Genomic DNA, 21,741 nt, shown 5'->3' with positions numbered 1-21,741 from the left:
ATGAAATCAGGGAGTCGTTTGCGAAATGGGCCGGCATTTTAACAGGCTCAGCGAATTGTGCTGCTCTCTGCGACTTGTGACGCAACAGGCTATCTATATTTGCCGGTTTTGTTACTTTCACGCAGGATACGCAACGAAATTGCGGCTAATGTTCGCGATTCGAGATACAAAGGCCTTGTTTGATCACTGATGTCGTTTGGTCATAGGTGGGTGTAACGGCATAATGCCGCCGCCGACCTCATTGCAGAGTCTAGGAGCTAGCTTGTCTACGCCTGTCGAACCCTTGCGTTTGCTACTACTGGCCGAAGAGTCAGCGTGGGCAGCGTTGTTGCGCGAGTGTCTGGCTCCGATGGGGAGCTCGGCCGTGCTTATCAGCGCGCCGAGCTGGGAATCGGTCAGCACTCTGTTCGATGACAACCGCAACGCGGTGTTGTTGACATTACCCGAACTTCAGCCGGCCCCCGGCCGCTGCAGTCTGCCAACGGTATTGCTGCTGGAGCACGAGCCCGCAGCGCCGCCCGTTGGCGTCAGTGACTGGCTGGTGCGCGATCACCTTGATCCGGGCATGTTGCGCCGTTGCCTGCGCCATGTGCGTGAACGCGGGTTGCTGGAACACACCCTGCAACGTCTGGCCGAGGAGGATCCTTTGACTGGCATTGCCAACCGCCAGGGTTTTCAGACCTTGCTCACCGCGCGGCTGGCTGAAAACGAGGGCCGCGGTCTGGCGCTCGGTCACCTCGACCTCGACAATTTCCGCCACGCCAACGACGCCCTCGGCCATCAGGCCGGTGACCGGTTGATTCTACAAGTGGTTGCACGCCTGAAAAGCCAGCTGGAAGTGGGCGATCAACTGGCACGGCTGGGCAGTGATGAGTTCGCCTTGCTGATCGACACCCGTCGCGCGCCGCAACGCGCCGAGTGGATGGCCGAGAGAATCACCGAAGCTTTGGCCGAACCTTATTGGGTCGATGGCGAAAGCCTGTTGATAGGCTCCAGTCTTGGCATCGCTCACGCCCGGGCGCAGGCAGGCGCCGACCCGTTGATGTGGCATGCGCACATCGCCATGCAGCAGGCCAAAAGCACCCAGGGTTGCACCTTCCATATCTTCAACGAACGGATCAATCGCAACGCTCGCAGCATGGCCGACCTCGAGAGCGAGCTGCGCCGAGCCTTGCGTCGCGACGAACTGGAGCTGCATTACCAGCCCCGCCTGAATCTGAAAACCGGCGAGATCGTCGGCCTCGAAGCACTGGTGCGTTGGCGGCATGCCGAGCGCGGCCTGTTGCCACCCAGCGAATTCGTGCCGCTGGCCGAACAGAGCGGACTGATCGTGCCCCTGGGTTACTGGGTCATTTCGCGTGCCTTGCGCGACATGCAGGCCCTGCGTGAGCGCGGGCTGCAGGCATTGCACATGGCGATCAACCTGTCGTTCCGGCAGTTTCAGGACAGTCAGTTGCTGTCGACTTTGAGCCGGCTGATTGCCGAGCGGGGCGTCGAGGCGCAGTGGCTGGAATTCGAACTGACCGAAACCGCCGTGATGCGCCGCAGCGACCTGGTGAAGCAGACCATGGACGCGCTCGGACGTCTGGGCGTACGCTTTTCCCTGGACGATTTCGGCACCGGTTTTTCATCGTTCGTGCACCTCAACAGCCTGCCGATTGCCTTGTTGAAGGTCGACAAGAGCTTTGTCGGCGGCATGGAAGGGCGTGAAGAGAATCGCAAACTGGTTCACGCGATGATCAATCTGGCGCACAACCTCAACCTGGAAGTGGTCGCAGAGGGCGTGGAAACCCCAGAGCAACTGGATCTGCTGCGCGGGTTTGGTTGCGATCAGGTTCAAGGGTTTCTGATCAGCAAACCTTTGCCGCTGGCAGAGCTGGTTGAGTATTTGAACTTTGGTTCGGGCCAGCATGCAATTCTGGACGTCGTGAGTTAACCGCTCTGGCGTCCGGCACAAAACCAGGGAGCGAGTGGGCGGCGATCCGACTTGCCCGCTCGCTCCTACGCAGATTTCAGTCTGGCTGGGCGATCTGGAAACCCTGTGAAAACGGCTCCCGCCGGATCATCCGTTTCATCTTCCATTCAAACGCGAGCGTCAAACTCACGGCTGCGCACGCCAGCCCCAGTGCCAGGCCCCACCACACACCGGTCGGGCCTGCGTTCAAATGGAAGGCCATCCACCACGCGGCAGGCGCACCAATCAGCCAATAACAGCCCAGGCCTATCAGGAAGGTGGTCCTGGCGTCCTTGAGCCCGCGTATGCAGCCCATCGCAATGGTTTGCGTGCCGTCGAACAGCTCGAACCACGCAGCCACGGCCAGCAGGCTCACCGCCAGGTTGATGACTTCACGGAACGCCGGGTCGTTGTGGTCCAGAAACAAACCGATCAACTGGCTCGGCAAGAACCAGAACACCAGCGCAAAGCCGAGCATCGCCGCCGCACCGAATGCAATCCCCACTCGTCCCGCCAGGCGTGCCTTCAGCAGTTGTCCCGCGCCATAGTGCTGGCCGATACGCATGGTGATTGCGTAGGACATCCCCGCCGGAACCATGAACGCGACCGAAACGATCTGCAGGGCAATCTGATGCGCGGCCAGTTGCGTACTGCCCATGGTGCCCATGCACAGCGCCGCGAACGCGAACAGCCCGACCTCCACAGCGTAGGTACCGCCAATCGGCAGGCCCAGGCGCCAAAGCTCTTTCAGATACTGTCGATTGGGCCGCGACAGCCCCGGGAGCAACGGATAAGCCTCGTAGGCCGGATGCCGGCGAATATGCAATGCCAACGCGACGGCCATCACATTGGCGACGATCGCGGTTACCAGGCCAATGCCCACCAGGCCCATCTTCGGCAGGCCGAACATGCCAGTGATCAGCGCATAGTTGAGCAGGAAGTTTGCCACCGTACCGGCAAGGCTGATGATCATCACCGGGGTCGCCCGGCCAATGGCGCTGGTGAAACCGCGCAAGGCCATAAAGCTCAAATAGCCGGGCAGGGCGAAGGGCAGGATCAGCAAAAACTGGCCCGCGGCCTGAACATTGGTTTCAGTCTGGCCAAACAGCAGCAGCACCGGTTTGAGATTCCACAGCAGTAATCCCGCGACCAGCGCCATCAACCATGCCAGCCACAGACCGGCCTGCGTCAGGCGCGCGGCACCGACGATGTCGCCCGCGCCCCGACGGATCGCCACTAACGTGCCAACCGCCGCAATCACCCCGATGCAGAAAATGGAAACGAAGGAATAGGTGGCTGCGCCCAATCCACCACCTGCCAATGCCTCGGGGCTCAGGCGCGCCATCATCAGGGTGTCGGTGAGGACCATCAACATGTGCGCCAACTGCGAGGCTATCAGCGGCGCCGATAGCCGCAAGATGGCCCAGAGTTCAGTACGTGCTGGATGCTGCATGATCATCACGCTCGACATATTTGGAGGGACAGGCAAGCGCAGATTCTCGGCGCTCTGCGGCGTTTGCACAAAGGGATAAAAAGGATGGGTTGCATGAGTCAGACTCATGCAGAGATTTTCTGCTAACGTCACTCGGCCTCGCTGCAGGAGCTTTCCCAATGTCTCGCCGTCTTCCTCCCTTGTATGCCCTGCGCGCATTTGAAGCGGCAGCGCGTCACAGTTCATTCACCCGAGCAGCCGAAGAATTGTCGATTACGCAGAGTGCGGTCAGTCGGCACATTCGTACACTCGAAGAGCATTTCGCCTGTCGGCTGTTTCATCGCAGCGGGCGCAATCTACAACTCACCGAGTCGGCACGATTGATCCTGCCAGGCGTTCGTGAAGGGTTCACCGCCCTTGAACGCGCTTGCAATACGTTGCGCGCCGAAGATGACATCCTGCGCATGAAAGCCCCGTCCACCTTGACCATGCGCTGGCTGTTGGCGCGGCTCAGTCGCTTCCGGCATCTGCAGCCCGGCAATGAAGTGCAGTTGACCAGTGCCTGGATGGACATCGACAGGGTGGACTTCAATCAAGAACCATTCGACTGCGCAGTGATTCTCGGCAACGGAAATTTCCCACTGGATTGGGAGACCACGCTGCTGTTCCCCGAAGAATTGATTCCGGTTGGCGCGCCCAATCTGCTGGATGATCAACCCTGGGATATAGCGCGGCTGGCAAGCACTGAATTGCTGCACCCGGCACCGGACCGGCGCGACTGGCGCAATTGGCTGGAGCGCATGGGCCTGGCCGATCAGGTCTCGCTCAAGGGCGGGCAGGTGTTCGACACTTTGGAGCTGGGCATGATCGCCGCAGCCCGTGGCTACGGTGTGTCCATGGGTGATTTGCTGATGGTGGCCGAAGACGTGGCGCAAGGCCGTCTGAGTTTGCCGTGGCCGACCGCCGTCGCCAGCGGTGAGAAATATTACCTTGTATGGCCGAAAACACGTCCAGGTGGTGAGCGAATGCGCCGCCTCAGCATCTTCCTGCAAGACGAGGTAAACGCCATGGAATTGCCCGAGGTGGAGCATTTGAGCTGAATCGTAGAGCCGCCACGATAGAGGCTTTGCGCCATACCCCGGTTATTTACTCAAGTATTCAGGTTTGCCGCCGAAAATCTGCAGGTGGAACCTTCGTGCAGGTTCGATGTAACTCCCATTTTTGGAAATATTTTGCCGAGCGTGTGTCGTGATCAGGATGATCCGCTCGCTTGGCCAGGAGCTGTCATGTCTCAACCTCGTGCCCGGATTGCCTCACAGCTTGGTCTTGCGCTCGCCGTGATTCTGGCGATTGTGATTACCGGCAGTACTCTGTTCGCCTTGCGTTCGCTGGATACGGCCAACCTCGCCACTCGCGAAGAGCACCTGGCCAGTGAGGCCCGCTTGCTTGCCGATCAGTTGAGCACTTTTCACGGTACTCTGCGCGAAAGCACGCAGCGCCTGGCAGGGCTGTTCGAGACGCGCTTCACTGAGGGCTTGACCGTGCACGCGGATCAGCCGGTGACCGTGGCAGGCACCCAAACGCCGGGGCTGCACCTGGGCAGCGAAGTGTTGAACAACAACTTCAAGGAAGTTGACGAGTTCAAGAAGATGACCGCCGGGGTTGCCACCGTGTTTGTACGTAGCGGCGATGAATTCATTCGGGTCAGCACCAACGTCAGCAAGCAGGACGGGACCCGCGCCATCGGCACTGTGCTCGATCATGCGAACCCGGCTTATGCACGCTTGATGTCTGGCCAGAGTTTCGTGGGTCGTTCGCTGCTGTTCGAACGCCTCTACATGTCGCAATACACCCCTGTCCGCGACAGCGCCGGTAAGGTGATTGCCGTTTTGTACGTAGGATTCGATTACACCGACGCGCAGAATGCGCAGTTTGCCAATTTGAAACGCTTCCGTATCGGTCAGACCGGTTCCCTGGCCTTGCTCGATGAACACAGCAAATGGCTGGTGCCGATTGCCGGTGTGCAAGCGCTGGATCAAGCGGTCCCGGCCATCGTCGGCCTGACGAAAACGCCTGGCAAGGGCGAGTTCTGGAGCGATAAGTCCGAAGACTTCTACAGCGTCGCTGTGCCGTTCGAAGGCGGCCCATGGTCGGTCGTAGCGAGCATGCCAAAAGCAGAAATCAGTGCGGTAACCTGGAGCGTCGGTATTCAATTGGCAATCGGCAGCCTGTTGGCGATGTTGATCGCCGTCGGTTCGGCCGTGTGGTTGCTGCGCAGCAAGCTCGCACCGCTGGGTGATCTTGTGCGTCAGGCCGAGGCCTTGGGCGCCGGCGATCTGAGCGTGCGTCTGAACGTTTCGAGCAATGACGAAATCGGCCAATTGGCACGTGCTTTCAACCAGATGAGCCAGGCGCTGTCGACCATGGTCGAACATATTCGCAAGGCCTCGCATGAGGTCAACAGTCGCGCCCAGGCGTTGTCCGGTCTGTCCGGCGGAGCCTATGACGGCATGGAGCAGCAGTCTGGCGAGATCACCAGCATGGCAGGCGCGGTGGAAGAATTCAGCGCGACCTCGCTGAACATCGCCGACAACATGGGCAGCACACAGCGCCTGGCCCAGGAAAACGCCCAGCAAACCCAGATCGGCCGTACTTCGATGGACGAGGCGTCCTCGTCGTTGGAGCAAATTGCCGGGGCGCTGAACAGCACCGCGACGGTCATCAACACCTTGGGCCAGCGCTCCCAGGAAATCGGCGGCATCGTTGGTGTGATCACTTCGATCGCCGAACAAACCAATCTGTTGGCCTTGAACGCCGCGATTGAAGCCGCCCGTGCCGGCGAGCAGGGTCGCGGGTTTGCGGTAGTGGCCGATGAAGTGCGCAACCTCGCTTCGCGCACGCGTCAGGCGACGGATGAGATTTCCGGGATGATTCAAAGCATCCAACAGGAAACCGGCAACGCCATCAGCACCATGGAGCAGGGCAACGTGCTCATGCAGGAAGGCCTGTCGCGCAACGCCAACGTGGCGTCGGCGCTGGCGCGGATTGATGAGCAGAGCCGCTCGGCCGGGCAGCAATTCGCTGCGATCACCACGGCGACGCAAGAGCAGAGCAGCACCGCGACGTTGCTCAGCAGCAATCTGCAGAGCATTGCGCTGGCCAACAGTGAGCAGCGTGAAGTGGTGTCGAATCTGGCCGTCACTGCCAAAGAGCTGGAAAGCCTGGCTGCGGAGTTGCGAGCTGAGGTCGACCGCTTTCGTTGAGTCGACCTCGAAGCCGCCTTCGCAGGCAAGCCTCGCTCCTTGAAAACCCCCGAGCCTTGTGGGAGCGTGGCTTGCCCGCGACAGGATCGACTCGTTCGCCGTGTCGACCCTGATCCAGAAATCGCTACGCTGGAAAACGTCAGTTTGTATTTGGCCGATACTGCAACGCTTCGGCCAGGTGTGCCCGGGTAATGGCATCGACCTGCTCGAGGTCGGCCAGCGTCCGCGCCACCTTGAGCAGCCGATGCGCCGAGCGCAGCGACAGTGTCAGTCGCTCACACGCCGTTTCCAGCCAGTTTTCATCAACGGTGGATAACTTGCAGTGCCGGCGCAGTCCTGGCAGGTCGAGGAAAGCATTCGCGCAGCCTTGGCGTTTATGCTGCCGCTCCCTGGCGTCGGCGACCAGCAGCGCGGCCGTTGCAGTGTCATCGCCCGGTTTGAACGCTGGGTTCAATGCCGTGGCTTCCCTGGCGACGGTCAGGTGCAGGTCGATACGATCCAGCAGCGGCCCCGACAATTTGTTGCGATAGCGCTGAACCATGTCCGGCGTGCAACTGCACTTGCCACTGGGCTCGCCAAGATATCCGCAGGGGCAAGGATTCATCGCTGCAACCAACTGGAATCGCGCCGGAAAACGCACACGATCCTTGGCGCGGGAAATCACGATATGCCCGGACTCCAGCGGCTCTCTCAATACCTCCAAAACCTTGCGATCAAACTCTGGCAGCTCATCAAGAAACAGAACGCCGTGATGAGCGAGGGTGATTTCGCCGGGTTGTGGTTTCGATCCACCGCCCACTAATGCCGGGCCCGACGCCGAATGGTGAGGCTGGCGAAACGGGCGCTGCGGCCAATGGCTCAACGGCACACAACTGGTGACGGATTGAATGGCCGCCACTTCCAGCGCCTCATGTTCGGCCAGCGGAGGCAGCAACCCTGGCAATCGACTCGCCAAGAGTGTTTTACCCGTACCCGGCGGTCCGCTGAACAGCAGGTTATGCGCTCCCGCTGCGGCAATCAGCAAGGCACGCTTGGCCGAGATTTGGCCCTGCACTTCATTCAGGTCGGGGTAAGGTTTGCTGGCATACAGCAGACCGTTGGAGGCGTAGGGCTCGACCGGCGTGTGACCATTGAAATGGGCGACCGCTTCCAGCAAATGATCCACTGCGAACACCTTCAATCCCGATGCCAGACACGCCTCCTCGGCATTCGCCCGCGGCACCATCAGCGAGCGCCCGGCTTTGCGCGCCGCCAGTGCCGCCGGCAGCACCCCCCGCACGGCACGCACCGCGCCGGATAACGCCAGTTCTCCCAGGCATTCGATGTCATCAAGCGTGAGCGTCGGCACCTGCACGCTGGCTGAAAGAATCCCCAAGGCAATCGCCAAATCAAACCGTCCGCCGTCCTTTGGCAAATCCGCGGGGGCCAGATTCAAGGTGATCCGCCGCGCCGGAAATTGCAGGCCCGAATTGATGATCGCACTGCGCACCCGGTCCTTGCTTTCCTTCACCGCCGCTTCCGGCAAACCGACCATCGTCAGCGATGGCAAGCCGTTGGCCAGATGAACTTCAACGGTGACGGCAGGCGCATCTACGCCTATCTGGGCGCGACTGTGGACGATGGAGAGGGACATGGTCGTTCCTTGAACTGAAGAGCACCGCTTCCTGCGGTTTTTTCAAGGGTAGTCGGGAGTCGGGGGTTTGGCGTGGCGGTGCAGGTGTCAAACTTTCGCAGGATGTTGCTGGGGCGCACTTTGCGCAATGGCCCGATGAAATAGGGCCAAACACTAAAAGGTCGCAGCTTGCGGCATCTCCTGCAGGGTGTCTGTTCAGTGGGGACTGATAGACCGAGGTGACTTCATTCGCGGGCAAGCCCGCTCCCACAGAGAGCCGCGTTCACAGATGAGCGGTGTGTTACTCGCCCGGCGGATTCAGCTTTGCTTCCATCTCGGCGACTTTCGCTTCCAGACTCTCCAGCCGCGCCCGGGTTCGCGCCAATACAACCATCTGGCTATCAAATTCTTCGCGGCTCACCAGGTCCAGTTTGCTGAAGCCGCTTTGCAGCAATGCCTTGAACTGGCTTTCGATTTCGCTTTTGGGCAGTGGGGTGTCGCCACTGAAGAGGCGGGAGGCGGTGCCGGTCAGGGCGTCGAGGAAGTCTTTGGGCGCGAGCATGGCAAATGTCCTGGAAACAATGGCGGGCAGTGTATCACGCAGTGTCCAGGGTCAATTCCAACGCCGGCCATGCACGGTTTTCGTGCATGCGGACGGACGGTAATGCACTGTTGTGGTGCGTCACGGCAGCTTCGCACAACGGCGACGGCGATCAGCCAGGGTTAATGCATTGAATTCAGCGAATTCATGGGAGATGGCAAGCTTTCTGCTTAGTCGCAAGTGACCCATGCACTGATGCAGTCGATGTGACGAATGCAGTGCGCCAAGCGGAACGGGGGAAGTGTTTCGTGCGGAGTGGTTAGCTGGCGTCGGACGCGCGATACAGGCCGACGATGCGTTACAAAGCCAGGCACTGCGCTTAGACTTGAGACGGGTTTGTTTTCCTGGGGCAAGTCCACCAATTCGGGAGAGAGTTTTCATGAAGCTAGTCACTGCCATCATCAAGCCGTTCAAGTTGGACGACGTGCGCGAGTCGCTGTCCGAGATCGGCGTGCAGGGCATTACCGTTACTGAAGTCAAAGGCTTCGGGCGGCAGAAGGGTCACACCGAGCTGTATCGCGGCGCGGAGTATGTGGTCGATTTCCTGCCGAAGGTGAAGATCGATGTCGCCATTGACGACAAGGATCTTGATCGGGTTATCGAGGCGATAACCAAGGCTGCCAACACCGGCAAGATCGGTGACGGCAAGATCTTCGTGGTCAATCTGGAACAGGCGATCCGCATCCGTACCGGCGAAACCGATACCGACGCAATCTAAGCCGCCACAAACCCCAACGCCCCAGGAGAAAACAATATGACTCTGCGTAAATTCGCAGGGCTAGGAGCCCTGTTGTCCCTCGTAATGCCCAGCCTGGCCACGGCGGCAGACGAAGTGGCGGCCCCAGTCCTCAATTCCGGCGACACTGCCTGGATGCTGACCTCGACAGCCCTTGTGCTGTTCATGACCATCCCTGGCCTTGCACTGTTCTACGGCGGCATGGTTCGCTCCAAAAACATTCTTTCCGTGATGATGCAGTGCTTCGCCATCACCGGTCTGATCAGCATTCTGTGGGTTATTTACGGCTACAGCATCGCGTTCGACACCACGGGTATGGAGCAGGGCGTCGTCAACTTCAATTCGTTCTTTGGCGGCATGGGCAAGGCGTTCCTCGCCGGTGTCACGCCATCGAGTGTGACCGGTCCCGCGGCGCTGTTTCCTGAAGCGGTGTTCATCACCTTCCAGATGACTTTCGCCATCATCACCCCGGCGCTGATCGTCGGCGCGTTCGCCGAGCGGATGAAATTCTCCGCAATGCTGATCTTCATGACCATCTGGTTCACCCTGGTCTACGCGCCGATTGCGCACATGGTCTGGGCCGGTAACGGCGGCCTGATGTGGGACTGGGGCGTGCTCGATTTTGCTGGCGGCACCGTGGTGCACATCAATGCCGGTATAGCGGGTCTGGTGGCGTGCATCGTGCTCGGCAAGCGTAAAGGTTTCCCGACCACGCCGATGGCTCCGCATAACCTCGGTTACACCCTGATGGGTGCGGCCATGCTGTGGGTCGGCTGGTTCGGCTTCAACGCCGGTTCCGCTGCGGCCGCCAACGGCACGGCCGGGATGGCGATGCTGGTCACTCAGATTGCAACGGCCGCCGCTGCTCTGGGCTGGATGTTTGCCGAGTGGGTCACTCACGGTAAACCAAGTGCGCTGGGTATCGCTTCGGGGGTAGTAGCGGGCCTGGTTGCGATCACTCCGGCCGCTGGCACCGTGGGCCCGATGGGCGCGCTGGTGATTGGTCTGGCAGCGGGTGTGGTGTGCTTCTTCTGCGCCACCACCCTGAAACGCAAACTCGGCTATGACGATTCGCTGGACGCCTTCGGCGTGCATGGTATCGGCGGCATTCTCGGTGCGATCCTCACCGGTGTTTTCGCAGCACCGTCGCTGGGTGGTTTCGGCACGGTTACCGACATCGCCGCACAAGTCTGGATTCAGTGCAAAGGCGTCGGCTTCACGGTCGTCTATACCGGTATCGTTACCTACATCATTCTCAAGGTGCTGGACGCGGTCATGGGGCTGCGCGTAACCGAAGAAGAAGAGGCGGTCGGCATCGATCTGGCTCTGCACAACGAACGTGGCTACAACCTGTAAGACACGACTAAAAAATCTGCCCGGCTTGCCGGGCATTTTTTTGTCTGGAATTTGTCAGTGAAGCATGGCTGAAAGGTTTTTTCGTACGCGTTAAGCAGCGTTTACGACAACGGTTTTTGTACGGGCAATGGCTTACATGATTGAAGGATTATTAGGGCCTTTGTTTTTTCCCAGAGCGCGCTAGAATGCGCCCCGAACGTGCGGAGAACTGTATGTGGCAACAGACTCTGATTACTCTGCGGGCGCGGCCCCGGGGCTTTCATCTGGTAACGGACGAGTTACTCGCCGGGTTGCCTGAACTCAAGGCATGTCGGGTCGGTCTGTTGCATTTGTGGCTGCAGCATACCTCGGCGTCGTTGACCATCAACGAGAACGCCGATCCGGCGGTACGCCGCGACTTCGAACGATTTTTCAATCGGCTGATCCCACAAGGAACAGCCGACTATGAGCATAACGACGAAGGCCTGGACGACCTCCCGGCGCACTTCAAGGCCAGCGTACTTGGCTGTCAGCTCAGTTTGCCGATTTCGGCGGGCCGACTGGCGCTGGGAACCTGGCAAGGCGTTTATCTGGGCGAGCACCGTGATCATGGCGGTGCCCGTAAAGTCCTCGCCACCTTGCACGGTGAAGAGGCATGAGCCGCTGGTTGCCAGCGGTTGTGGAATTTTCTCCGGCGGCCGTCGACAGGCGGCGAAGCTGGGCTATAACTAATCTGCTTTTCGAAAGTCATGAGGTAGAACATGAGCGACGATGATCTGGAAAACGACGAACTCGAAGTAGGCGACGACGACGAAACCGAGGAAGGCCTTGAAGCGGCAGCCGAAGACGTCGCCGAAGACGACGGCGGTGATGCGCCCGTTCCGGTTGCCAAAGGCAAGGCCAAGGCTGCGGTATCGGTCGATGAGCTGCCGAGTGTCGAAGCCAAGAACAAGGAACGCGACGCCCTGGCCAAGGCCATGGAAGAGTTCCTGGCCAAAGGTGGCAAGGTGCAGGAAGTGGAGGCCAACGTGGTCGCCGATCCGCCCAAGAAGCCTGACAACAAGTACGGCAGTCGGCCTATCTAAGCATCTGCCCTTGCTTGCTGAAAAAGCCTGCCGTCGCTGCGGGCTTTTTTATGGGTGGGTAAAAATGTTGAGTCCGACACAGGTCCCTGTGGGGGCAACTTGCTCGCGAAGGCGGTGTGTCAGTCAGCATCATTTGTGAATGTTACGGCCTCATCGCGAGCAAGCTCGCTCCCACAGGGGTAAGCAGTATTCTTAAGTTCAGTGATGGGCATTCCACCGCGCCAGCAATTCCGGTAATTCGGTCAGGCTGCGAATTTCGGCATCCGGTGCTTTCTCTGCCTCCCACGCCTTGCCCGTCGGGTTGAACCAGATTGCGCGCCACCCCGCCTGTTGCGCTCCGGCAATGTCATCGCCGGGATGATCACCGATATGCACCGCCGTTTGCGCCGTCGCACCGCCACGCTGCAGTGCCTCATGAAACAGGCGAGCATCAGGCTTGGCGATGCCGATGTCTTCGGCGCACAACGCAAACTTGAAAAAATCCGCCAGTCCCAGCCGACGCACATCGGCGTTGCCATTGGTGACCACGCCCAAGGCGTAATGGTTAGCGAGAATCTCCAGAGTCGGCTGCACGTCAGGGAAAATTTCCAGCTGATGCCGCGCATGCAGAAACACTTCAAAACCCTGATCGGCCAGGTCTGCCGCGTCGGCATGGGCATAGCCGGCATCCTCCAGCGCATGCAACAGCACGCGCCGGCGCAACGCGCTGATGCGGTGTTTGAGGCTCGGCTCTTCGCCCAGTACACGCTCACGAATTGACCACAAATGCTCCACCGGTACTGCGCCCAGATTCGGTGCGTGCGCGGTCAGCCATTCGCGCAATACGGCCTCGGCACTGACGATCACCGGAGCGGTATCCCACAGGGTGTCGTCGAGGTCGAAGGTGATCAACTGGATAGTCATTAATCGTCGCCCTTAATACGTTTGGCCCGTGGATGGGCACTGTCGTAGACCGTCGCCAGGTGCTGGAAGTCCAGGTGGGTATAAATCTGGGTGGTCTTGATGTCAGAGTGGCCGAGCAATTCCTGCACGGCACGCAGGTCCTGAGAAGACTCCAGCAAATGGCTGGCGAAGGAGTGCCGCAGCATGTGCGGATGCAGGTTCTGCCCCAGCTCCCGCTCACCCGCAGCTTTGACCCGTACCTGAATCGCCCGCGGACCCAGGCGCCGGCCTTGCTGACTGACGAACACGGCATCGTCGGCAGGATGGGTCAGCGCGCGCAAGGGCAACCACAGTTCCAGCGCTTCGCGGGCTTTTTTGCCGACCGGTAACAAGCGGGTCTTGCTGCCTTTGCCGAGCACCTGAACCATGCCGTCCGCCAGATCGAGCTGATCAAGGTTGAGCCCGGTCAGTTCGGACAGTCGCAAACCCGAGGAATAGAACAACTCCAGAATCGCCTGATCGCGACGGGCCAGAAAATCATCCTCGACAGCGCCTTCGAGCAGTTGCAGCGCGCGGTCGGTGTCCAGGGTTTTCGGCAAGCGCCGTTCGCCTTTCGGCGGTGCCAGGCCATTGGCCGGGTCATGATCGCAGAGGCCTTCGCGGTTCAGGTAATGATAAAGCCCGCGCACGGCCGAGAGCAGGCGCGCAAGACTGCGCGAAGACTGGCCTTGCGAGTGCAGGCGCGCAATCAGGCTGCGCAGCCGCTGGATGTCCAGCGCAGCCCAACTGCCGATGTTCTGTTTGACGCACCAGCCCAACACTTTATCCAGGTCGCGGCGGTAGGCATACAGGGTATGAGGCGACACCTGCCGCTCACTGCGCAGGTGTTCGCAGTAAGCGTCCAGTTGCCGTTCCATGCTCAGCGCACCGAGCGCAGAGGGTTGTTAACCCTGGGCAGCACGCGGCCCATGACTTCGGCGATGTAACTCAGAAATAACGTGCCGACCGAGCTTTTGTAGTGCTGAGGATCCCGGCTGGCGATGGCCAGAATTCCGTGAATGCCTTGATGGCTGATGGCGACGACGGCGGTCGAGCCGATCTGCTTGCGCTGTTCTTCGCCAAACAGAAAGTCCAGTTCGTGCTCGCGCAGGCTGCCGCTGACGCTTTTGTCTTCGGACAGCAAACCGCCAATGGCGGTTTGCGCATCGGCGTGGGTTACCCAGCGGCCGACCGGCATCGGGTTGTCGCCCAACAGGATCAGGCTGACAAACGGGACCTGAAAATCCTGACGCAAACTGTCTTCGACGCTGATCACCACGTCTTCCAGGCTGGTGGCGTCCATCAGCGCAAGAACCAGGCGGCGGGTCTTGTCGAACAGGCGGTCGTTGTCGCGGGCCACGTCCATCAGGTGTGACAGGCGATGTCGCAGCTCGATGTTGCGGTCGCGCAGGATGGTCATCTGCCGTTCGACCAGCGAGATGGTATCGCCGCGCTGGTGCGGGATGCGCAACGTCGCGAGCAATTGCTCGTGCTCGACGAAGAAGTCCGGATGAGCCTCCAGGTATGCGGCAATTGCCGCCGCCTCGAGGCTTTCGGAAGGGGATTCGTCGGGCTGCAGGGCGGGAACCTGGGGCTTGTCGGTCATGGGTTTGACTCACTCAAAGACGCACTTGTCCTTCGTAAACTCGAACTGCCGGGCCGGTCATCAGGACCGGTTGGCCAGGGCCCGCCCATTCAATGGACAGACGCCCGCCGGGCAGGTCGATCAATAGCGGTGAATCCATCCACCCCTGGCTGATTGCGGCCACTGCGGCAGCGCACGCGCCGGTACCACAAGCCTGGGTTTCCCCGGCTCCGCGTTCCCAGACGCGCAGCTGCGCGCGGTTGCGGTCGATGACGTGGAGAAAACCGACATTGACCCGTGCCGGGAAGCGCGGGTGATGTTCGATTTTCGGCCCCAGCTCATGCACCGGCGCGTTGTTGATATCACTGACCCGCAGCACGGCATGAGGGTTGCCCATGGACACTGCGGCGAGATCGACCGGCGTGCCGTCGACGTCTATCTGGTAACTCAAGGCCTGTTCCGGCGCATCGAAAGGAATGTCGACGGGCACCAGGCGCGGAGCACCCATGTTGACGCCAATCTGACCATCGCTGCGCACATCCAGCTCGATGATGCCGCTTTTGGTCTCCACACGAATCTGCCGCTTGGCGGTCAGGCGCTTGTCGAGCACGAAACGGGCGAAACAGCGCGCACCGTTGCCGCACTGTTCAACTTCAGAGCCGTCGGAATTGAAGATCCGATAACGGAAATCCACATCCGGGTTGCTCGGCGCTTCGACGATCAGTAACTGATCAAAGCCGATGCCGGTGTGCCGGTCGCCCCATTGCTTTGCGTGTTTGGGCAGAATGTGCGCGTGCTGGCTGACCAGGTCGAGGACCATGAAGTCATTGCCCAGGCCGTGCATTTTGGTAAAGCGCAGCAGCATGGTTTTACTCCGGCAGCAGGCTTTCGCCAGCAAACAACTCGGCTACCGTCTCGCGGCGACGCACTTCGAATGCCTGATCACCGTCCACCAACACTTCAGCGGCACGGCCGCGGGTGTTGTAGTTGGAACTCATGACAAACCCGTAAGCACCGGCCGAATGCACGGCCAGCAGATCACCTTCTGCCAGGGCCAGTTCACGCGCTTTGGCCAGGAAATCGCCGGTCTCGCAGATCGGTCCGACGATGTCATAGACCCGGGCAGCGCTTGCGCGCGGGCGCACGGCCGTCACGTCCATCCAGGCCTGGTACAGCGCCGGACGGATCAGGTCGTTCATGGCGGCGTCGACGATGGCGAAGTCTTTGTGTTCGGTATGCTTGAGATACTCAACCTGAGTCAGCAGTACACCGGCGTTGGCGACGATGAAGCGTCCCGGCTCGAACACCAGCGCCAGGTCGCGACCATCGAGTCGCTCGCGCACGGCTTTGATGTAGTCGGCCGCCAGTGGCGGCTCTTCATCGCGATAGCGCACGCCCAGCCCGCCACCAAGATCGATGTGGCGCAGATAGATGCCGCAATCGCCGAGGCGATCGACCAGGCCCAGCAGGCGGTCGAGGGCATCGATGAAGGGCGGCAGGGTGGTCAGTTGCGAACCGATGTGGCAATCGACGCCGACCACTTCCAGGTTGGGCAACTGCGCGGCGCGGATGTACACGTCCTCGGCGTCGGCAATGGCGATGCCGAACTTGTTCTCTTTGAGGCCGGTGGAAATGTACGGGTGAGTGCCGGCATCGACGTCCGGGTTCACCCGCAGCGAGATCGGAGCGCGAACGCCCAGCTCGGCGGCGACCACCTGCAGGCGCTCCAGCTCGTCGGTGGACTCGACGTTGAAGCAATGCACGCCGACCTCCAGTGCACGACGCATGTCGTCACGGGTCTTGCCGACACCGGAGAAGACGATCTTGTCGGCGCTGCCGCCGGCGGCCAGTACGCGTTCCAGTTCGCCCCGGGAAACGATGTCGAAACCGGCGCCGATACGCGCCAGGACGTTCAGCACGCCCAGGTTGGAATTGGCCTTGACCGCATAGCACACCAGGTGTGGCACGCCGGCCAGCGCATCGGCGTACGCCAGATACTGGGCCTGGATGTGGGCGCGGGAATAGACGTAAGTCGGCGTGCCAAAGCGTTCGGCGATGGCGGACAGGGAAACCCCTTCCGCGAACAGCTCGCCGTCACGGTAGTTAAAAGCGTCCATGGCGTTCCCTTAGTAGACGTCGTGCTTGTGCGCCTTGGAGGCAGGCTGTTGTTGCGACGACTTGGCCTGCTCGACCGGGTCCTGATTTTCGTCAGGCAGGTACAACGGACCTTTTTGACCACAGGCCGAAACGAGGCAGGCGACCGCGACGAGCGCGGCAAGGGAAGAGATCAGGCGCTTCATGGCGAAATCCTTGAAAATACTTTAATTGCGCCGGAGTATACCGGCCACCCGGCAGCTTGCCTATGCGACAGGGCTCCCGTCCGGCGGGGCTTGGCGCAGTGCCGGCCAGTTATCTGCAATCCCTGGGGAGCGAGCTTGCTCGCGATGGCGCAGTATCAGTCAACTTTATGTTGAATATGATGGCCTCATCGCCAGCAAGCCCGCTCCCACAGGTTTCGTGATCCGTCGGTTATCCTTTGCAATCGCCGGGGCTCGGCCGTATCTTGCGGCGCTTGAGCGTGACTAGACATTTTTTGAGGTTGCCGTAATGAGTTTGACCGAAGCCCGTTTTCACGATCTGGTCGATGCCACCCAGCAATCGCTGGAGGATATTTTCGATGAGAGTGACCTGGATCTCGATCTGGAAAGCTCTGCCGGTGTGCTCACCGTCAAATTCGAAAATGGCAGCCAGTTGATTTTCAGCCGGCAGGAGCCGCTTCGTCAGCTATGGCTGGCGGCAGTGTCCGGCGGTTTCCACTTCGACTACGACGCCGAGAGCGAGCGCTGGATGTGTGACAAGAGCGAAGAGCAACTGGGTGAAATGCTTGAACGCATCGTCAAGCAGCAAGCCGACGTCGAACTCGATTTCGAAGGTCTGTGAGTTCGTGACCCAGCCAGCACCCGCTCGTGCGCCCAAACCGCTTTACAGCAATATCAGCTCGGCGGTGCCGTCGCCGTGCAGTGGCGTGTGCCGGCTGGATGAGCAGAAAGTCTGCCTGGGGTGTTTTCGTCACGTCGAAGACATTCGCGAGTGGCGCTCGGCTGATGACGAGCGGCGCCGGGTCATCTGTGCCCAGGCTGCCAATCGCAAGGCCCTGGCCTAATCGCTTTTGTGGCGAGGGGGCTGGCCCCGTTCGGCTGCGAAGCAGTCGTGAGCCTTTGGGGTTTGCCTCTCAACCCGACGGGGGCAAGCCCCCTCGCCACAGCGTGTATTCCCCTCGTCTGAAGCGCCTCCCCCTCCTGGCTTGTATATTTATTGAGCTGTGATAGTGTCCGGGTACGCCTCAACTCATCGAGGTCCGTGAAAACCCCGCCTTTTTCTGGCGGGGTTTTGCTTTTTTCGTGCAGAAGAAAGGAGTCTGCCCTGATCATGACCGCACCTTCCATCACCCTTACCCGTCTGGACGTCCAACGTCTGGAGCGCCTGATCGACAGCCTGGACGACACGCTGCCGGGCGTTATCGCGCTGCAAACCGAACTGGATCGCGCCGATACTCTGGTCGGTCACGAAGAAGTGCCTGCCGATGTCGTGACCATGAATTCAACAGTGCATTGCCGTGAAGAAAGCAGCGGCAAGGACTATCACCTGACATTGGTGTATCCCAAGGACGCCAATGCCGACGAAGGCAAGATTTCCATTCTTGCACCGGTCGGCAGCGCACTGCTGGGCCTGAAGGTCGGCCAGCACATAGACTGGCCAGCGCCAGGTGGCAAGACCCTCAAACTGACCCTGCTTGAAGTGGAGTCGCAGCCGGCCAATGGCGGCGCATTTCCGGAATAACTGTCCTCAGATCTGTTCCAGCGCGTCATTCAGCGCGCGCTCCAGATCAGCCTTGTAGCGCAAATACAAATTGCTTGAGCTCTGACCATCACCGAGCAGGCCCGACAGATCCAGGTCGGTGATATAGCAGCGATAGCGTTCGATTTCGCGACGCTGCTCGACGATTTCCCGGGCGACCACATTGAACAGGTGGTCGCCATGCTCCAGCTCCGAAAATTCCTTTTGATTGCAGTACAACGTCACCTGCACCTCATCCGCCGCGGCCTTGCCGATGATCGCCTGCACATCGTAGAACGGCTGGTTGACCGGCGTTTGCGGCGCGGCGCGGGCCTCGACCCGACGGGCGCGCGCGGGGCCGGAAGGCAGCAGCTGGTAGTACAACACTTCCAGTGTCTGCGGCTGGGCAGCATCCATCGGCAGCAAGGCGTCGCGCCGATACACGATGGACTGTAGAAAACGCTGCAGCGGAACCAGCAGGCTTTGCTCGTCGTGATAAGGCAGTCGCTGTAGCCACAGCGCATTGAACTCATCCAGCACGTACAGATCGGCCTGATCATCCTGGATCCGGTAAAAAACCTGCAGGCTTTCGGGCTGACCCATGGGCAGAATCAGCGACAGGTCATGGTCTTCCAGTGCCATTGGGTCCAAGTGCAGCGGGCTGTAGGCCGGCAACTCTTCGCCGAGGTAATCGCACAGCGCCGGCAGTGTGGCGAGAGCGACGTGATGGACTTGGCCCGGCACCAGTTCCAGCACGTGATAGTGCTGCTGGACCTGGATCAGATAACGATGATTGAGCCTGCTCAACAGCAGGTTTTGCGCAGTGTCGACGATTTCTTCGACCCGTCGGGCGATGAACTGCGCGCGGTTATGGCAGAAACACCGGACCCGCAGGCTGGGCTGCTGCAGTCCCTTGGGCAGGTTGTTGAGGTAATCGCGAACACAGTCGAGCAAGGCGTGGGGGCCGTCAAATCGGCTGACCATGACCTCGTTCCAGCTATTGAGCGTGACCTGATCCAGGGTCAGCACCAGATTCTCGCGAACCCCTGCATAACTCAGTGAATCGGTGCGCTCGGTGGTCATCAGAATATTCAGATCGCGATGATGCTTGAGCGGATCCACGCCGACATTCACCAGCATCAGCACTTCGCTCGGCACACTGGCGCGCAGTAATGGCTCTTCGGCGAGCGCAGGCAAGGGCAGCGCGACACTCTGTTGCAGGCTGCCGAGCAGGTTGAACAGCTCGAACTCGCTCAGGTCGGTGGCGCCCGGATGCAACGCCAGACGCGTGCTGCTGTCGATCACGCCGTTGCGATGGCACCAGGTCAGCAATTCCAGCAGATGCCGACTGCGCTTGATCGGTGCAAAATTCTCCCACTCGATGGCGGTCAGACTGCCGTTGTACAGGCCCCACTGAGTCTGGCCCGGTTCTTTCTTGTCCGGCGCATGCACCAGCGTCAGGGTGTCTTCAGCCAGGTCCGGAGCGATGCCCGGGTTGATGAATTCGACTTTGTTCGCCTTGCGCTCGAACGCTGCGTAAAGGCGCCTGCCGAGCACATTGAGGTCGCGCTTGTTGATCAGGCTGACGGTTTGTTCGCTGCGGGCGAGCGCGAGCAGAAAGCGGTAGCTGTAATTCAGTTCGTTGACCACCGCGCGCCGCTCGGCGCCGACCTGACGGACTTTCCACTGGCTGCGGCTATCGAGCAAGGCCAGCTGGCGGGCGTCCCAGTTCCACTCATGGGCCAGTCGCTCCAGCAGCGAACGTTGCCAGCTTTGCGTGCGGCTGTTGCCGGTCAGTTTACGGTTGACCTTCAAATACAGCGCGCGGCGCACCAGCTCCAGCCGCTCCGGCTCGCGGCGGGCAATGAGGTATTCCTCAATACGCCGATAGACCACGATGTAGGGGTCCAACTCGTCGAGGTCGAGTTGATTGGCAAACACTGCTTGCTTGAAGCGCAGGCTCAGGCAATGAACCTTGGGATGCTCGCTGGCATAAACCTCGATCAGCAAAAGCTTGAGCACTGACTTGTAGGGCGATTCGATACCCTTGAACAATTGCCAGAGCCCGGCACCGATGAATTCGCCCGGCGGGATATACGCCATATGCCCCAGGTCCAGGCTTTCATCGGCGCGGATGAATCGTTTCGACAACAAGGTATGGGTGTAGCGGTCGTAGGAAGATTCTTCGTATACCGGCACCAGCCACCAGATTGGTGTGCGGCCGGCCAGCCAGATGGCCGTGCGGTAAAACTCATCCAGTAACAGATAATGCTGGGTGGTGCCGCAGTCTTCCGAACTCAGTTGCGCGTCACGCTCGCCGAGTACGAAGCGGGCGGGATCGATCAGGAAAAAGTGCGCTTCAGCGCCCTGGCTCGCCGCCCACAGTTCCAGGAGCTGGCATTTCTTGCGCAGCTCGGCGAGTTCGCTTTCGTCCAGATCGGGGGCGTGGCAGACCCACACATCCATGTCGCTCTGATCCTCCTGCGCCAGCGTGCCGAGGCTGCCCATCAGGAACAGCCCGTGGATCGGTCGCGGCGGATTGCTGCCGTGGCGCGGCTTGTAGGAAAACGAACGGGTCAGCCGTTGGGCTTCGGCGAGCGTGTTGGCATCGGGCTCGAAGCTGGACAATCCGGCGGGCGTACTGCCCGAGACATACCCTGGCAACAGCGGATGATTGACGTGAAAAAACAGCGGCAGCAGGGTCAACACGCTTTGTTGGCGCGTCGACAACCCCTCCATGGCGCGAGCCATGCGACCTTCATTCAGTTTCAGAAAACGCGCGCGCAGTTGACTGAGAACCTTACGGTCGATTCCCTCGTCCAGATCGGGGCGGATTTCGTGGGTGCGGGTCATGTCAGCTCAAACCGGCGTGCAGGGCGCGGACGTATAAGGTCTCAGGATGTCGGGCAGTTTAGCGCCTCGTTCTCCGGACATTTAAGCTGAATTTGATTTAACCATCGGATTTCTACCGCCAATCCCGACCGCTAGAGTGAGTGCGCCCGCGCAAATCCCGTATCAGGATTTTGCGCGGGCGATACGCCAAGGCTCAGGCCGTTTGCGGAACGCTCAGAATGGTCAGCAGTGTCTGCACGTTTTGCGCGGCGTCACGACCCAGACTGGTCAGGTAACCGCCATCAGGCTGGTCGATCAGCTCTTTTTCGTACAGGCGTTGAGCGGCGGCAATGGCTTTCGGGGCAGCGGTCTGATGAATTTTCAAACCTTCCTGGGAACTGTCCAGGTTGAAGAGTGCAAGGATTTCCAGTTCGGCAACCAACTCAGGGGTAAGCGACATAAGGACTCCAGACTTTCTAGGAATTAGACGACAGCGCCCCTAAAGTGAACCCGCTCGTGGCGCATGTCCAGTGCTCGAGACAGGGTTT

General features: G+C 60.1%; 21 protein-coding genes. 10 read left to right on the top strand and 11 right to left on the bottom strand.

What is annotated here, in order from left to right; translation table 11 throughout:
• Positions 1 to 262: 262 nt before the first annotated feature.
• Positions 263 to 1,936, top strand: coding sequence for a putative bifunctional diguanylate cyclase/phosphodiesterase (locus ACYZT1_RS24485; RefSeq protein WP_462017087.1), 1,674 nt, complete (start codon positions 263 to 265; stop codon positions 1,934 to 1,936).
• Between the two features lie 76 nt (positions 1,937 to 2,012).
• Here the strand turns inward: ACYZT1_RS24485 and ACYZT1_RS24480 are convergent, their stop codons facing one another.
• Positions 2,013 to 3,407: a NorM family multidrug efflux MATE transporter gene (locus ACYZT1_RS24480; RefSeq protein ID WP_462019317.1), complete on the bottom strand. Its 1,395-nt coding sequence runs from the start codon at positions 3,405 to 3,407 to the stop codon at positions 2,013 to 2,015.
• Between the two features lie 158 nt (positions 3,408 to 3,565).
• Here ACYZT1_RS24480 and ACYZT1_RS24475 point away from each other — a divergent pair, with 158 nt between their 5' ends.
• A complete protein-coding gene (locus tag ACYZT1_RS24475) occupies positions 3,566 to 4,486 on the top strand; it encodes a LysR substrate-binding domain-containing protein (RefSeq protein ID WP_462017086.1) in 921 nt (306 codons plus the stop codon).
• Between the two features lie 186 nt (positions 4,487 to 4,672).
• The gene (locus ACYZT1_RS24470) at positions 4,673 to 6,649 is read left to right on the top strand and encodes a methyl-accepting chemotaxis protein (RefSeq protein WP_462017085.1); all 1,977 of its coding nucleotides are present in this window, start codon (positions 4,673 to 4,675) and stop codon (positions 6,647 to 6,649) included.
• Between the two features lie 139 nt (positions 6,650 to 6,788).
• Here ACYZT1_RS24470 and ACYZT1_RS24465 read toward each other — a convergent pair whose 3' ends face one another.
• The gene (locus tag ACYZT1_RS24465) at positions 6,789 to 8,282 is read right to left on the bottom strand and encodes a YifB family Mg chelatase-like AAA ATPase (protein ID WP_462017084.1); all 1,494 of its coding nucleotides are present in this window, start codon (positions 8,280 to 8,282) and stop codon (positions 6,789 to 6,791) included.
• Between the two features lie 280 nt (positions 8,283 to 8,562).
• The gene (locus ACYZT1_RS24460; RefSeq protein ID WP_462017083.1) at positions 8,563 to 8,823 is read right to left on the bottom strand and encodes an accessory factor UbiK family protein; all 261 of its coding nucleotides are present in this window, start codon (positions 8,821 to 8,823) and stop codon (positions 8,563 to 8,565) included.
• Positions 8,824 to 9,241: 418 nt separating this feature from the next.
• Here ACYZT1_RS24460 and glnK point away from each other — a divergent pair, with 418 nt between their 5' ends.
• From glnK to sutA, 4 genes are all read left to right on the top strand, one after another.
• A complete protein-coding gene (gene glnK, locus ACYZT1_RS24455) occupies positions 9,242 to 9,580 on the top strand; it encodes a P-II family nitrogen regulator (RefSeq protein ID WP_002555808.1) in 339 nt (112 codons plus the stop codon).
• A gap of 36 nt (positions 9,581 to 9,616) precedes the next feature.
• Positions 9,617 to 10,954, top strand: a complete 1,338-nt coding sequence (locus ACYZT1_RS24450; protein WP_462017082.1) for an ammonium transporter — start codon at positions 9,617 to 9,619, stop codon at positions 10,952 to 10,954.
• Between the two features lie 212 nt (positions 10,955 to 11,166).
• Positions 11,167 to 11,592 (top strand): secondary thiamine-phosphate synthase enzyme YjbQ, encoded by a 426-nt coding sequence (locus ACYZT1_RS24445; protein WP_462017081.1) that lies wholly within the window; start codon positions 11,167 to 11,169, stop codon positions 11,590 to 11,592.
• A gap of 102 nt (positions 11,593 to 11,694) precedes the next feature.
• Complete coding sequence (gene sutA, locus ACYZT1_RS24440) at positions 11,695 to 12,018, top strand: transcriptional regulator SutA (protein ID WP_462017080.1); 324 nt, start codon at positions 11,695 to 11,697, stop codon at positions 12,016 to 12,018.
• Between the two features lie 198 nt (positions 12,019 to 12,216).
• Here the strand turns inward: sutA and ACYZT1_RS24435 are convergent, their stop codons facing one another.
• Genes ACYZT1_RS24435 through lptM form a run of 6 tightly spaced genes read right to left on the bottom strand, consistent with a single transcriptional unit; the run spans position 12,217 to position 16,824 of the window.
• Entirely contained in the window at positions 12,217 to 12,921 is a 705-nt protein-coding gene (locus ACYZT1_RS24435) for an HAD family hydrolase (protein ID WP_462017079.1), read from the bottom strand.
• A complete protein-coding gene (gene xerC, locus ACYZT1_RS24430) occupies positions 12,921 to 13,817 on the bottom strand; it encodes a tyrosine recombinase XerC (protein WP_462017078.1) in 897 nt (298 codons plus the stop codon). The genes ACYZT1_RS24435 and xerC overlap by 1 nt, the downstream gene beginning before the upstream one ends.
• 2 nt (positions 13,818 to 13,819) lie before the next feature.
• Positions 13,820 to 14,545 carry a DUF484 family protein gene (locus ACYZT1_RS24425; protein ID WP_462017077.1) on the bottom strand — a complete coding sequence of 242 codons (726 nt, stop codon included), beginning with the start codon at positions 14,543 to 14,545 and terminating at the stop codon, positions 13,820 to 13,822.
• Between the two features lie 13 nt (positions 14,546 to 14,558).
• Positions 14,559 to 15,389 (bottom strand): diaminopimelate epimerase, encoded by an 831-nt coding sequence (gene dapF / locus ACYZT1_RS24420; protein WP_462017076.1) that lies wholly within the window; start codon positions 15,387 to 15,389, stop codon positions 14,559 to 14,561.
• A 4-nt stretch (positions 15,390 to 15,393) separates the two neighbouring features.
• Positions 15,394 to 16,641, bottom strand: coding sequence for a diaminopimelate decarboxylase (lysA, locus tag ACYZT1_RS24415; protein WP_462017075.1), 1,248 nt, complete (start codon positions 16,639 to 16,641; stop codon positions 15,394 to 15,396).
• Positions 16,642 to 16,650: 9 nt separating this feature from the next.
• Entirely contained in the window at positions 16,651 to 16,824 is a 174-nt protein-coding gene (lptM, locus tag ACYZT1_RS24410; protein WP_462017074.1) for an LPS translocon maturation chaperone LptM, read from the bottom strand.
• Positions 16,825 to 17,131: 307 nt separating this feature from the next.
• On the opposite strand from lptM, the gene cyaY reads away from it, so the two are divergent.
• The 3 genes from cyaY to rnk all read left to right on the top strand — a co-directional run bounded on the left by cyaY (position 17,132) and on the right by rnk (position 18,364).
• Positions 17,132 to 17,464 (top strand): iron donor protein CyaY, encoded by a 333-nt coding sequence (cyaY, locus tag ACYZT1_RS24405; protein WP_028621441.1) that lies wholly within the window; start codon positions 17,132 to 17,134, stop codon positions 17,462 to 17,464.
• 4 nt (positions 17,465 to 17,468) lie between these two features.
• Positions 17,469 to 17,687 (top strand): DUF1289 domain-containing protein, encoded by a 219-nt coding sequence (locus ACYZT1_RS24400; protein ID WP_462017073.1) that lies wholly within the window; start codon positions 17,469 to 17,471, stop codon positions 17,685 to 17,687.
• Between the two features lie 266 nt (positions 17,688 to 17,953).
• Positions 17,954 to 18,364 carry a nucleoside diphosphate kinase regulator gene (gene rnk, locus ACYZT1_RS24395; protein WP_462017072.1) on the top strand — a complete coding sequence of 137 codons (411 nt, stop codon included), beginning with the start codon at positions 17,954 to 17,956 and terminating at the stop codon, positions 18,362 to 18,364.
• 6 nt (positions 18,365 to 18,370) lie between these two features.
• On the opposite strand, the gene ACYZT1_RS24390 is transcribed toward rnk, so the two are convergent.
• Together ACYZT1_RS24390 and ACYZT1_RS24385 are read right to left on the bottom strand one after the other, a co-directional pair.
• On the bottom strand, positions 18,371 to 21,214 hold the full coding sequence (locus ACYZT1_RS24390) for a class I adenylate cyclase (protein ID WP_462017071.1): 2,844 nt from the start codon (positions 21,212 to 21,214) through the stop codon (positions 18,371 to 18,373).
• Between the two features lie 193 nt (positions 21,215 to 21,407).
• On the bottom strand, positions 21,408 to 21,653 hold the full coding sequence (locus ACYZT1_RS24385; RefSeq protein ID WP_462017070.1) for a TIGR02647 family protein: 246 nt from the start codon (positions 21,651 to 21,653) through the stop codon (positions 21,408 to 21,410).
• Positions 21,654 to 21,741 lie beyond the last annotated feature (88 nt).

The organism is Pseudomonas sp. PB3P13 (genome assembly GCF_054897735.1).
Note: the sequence above shows the minus strand (reverse complement) of the source record. Positions and strands in the feature narration are given on the sequence as shown.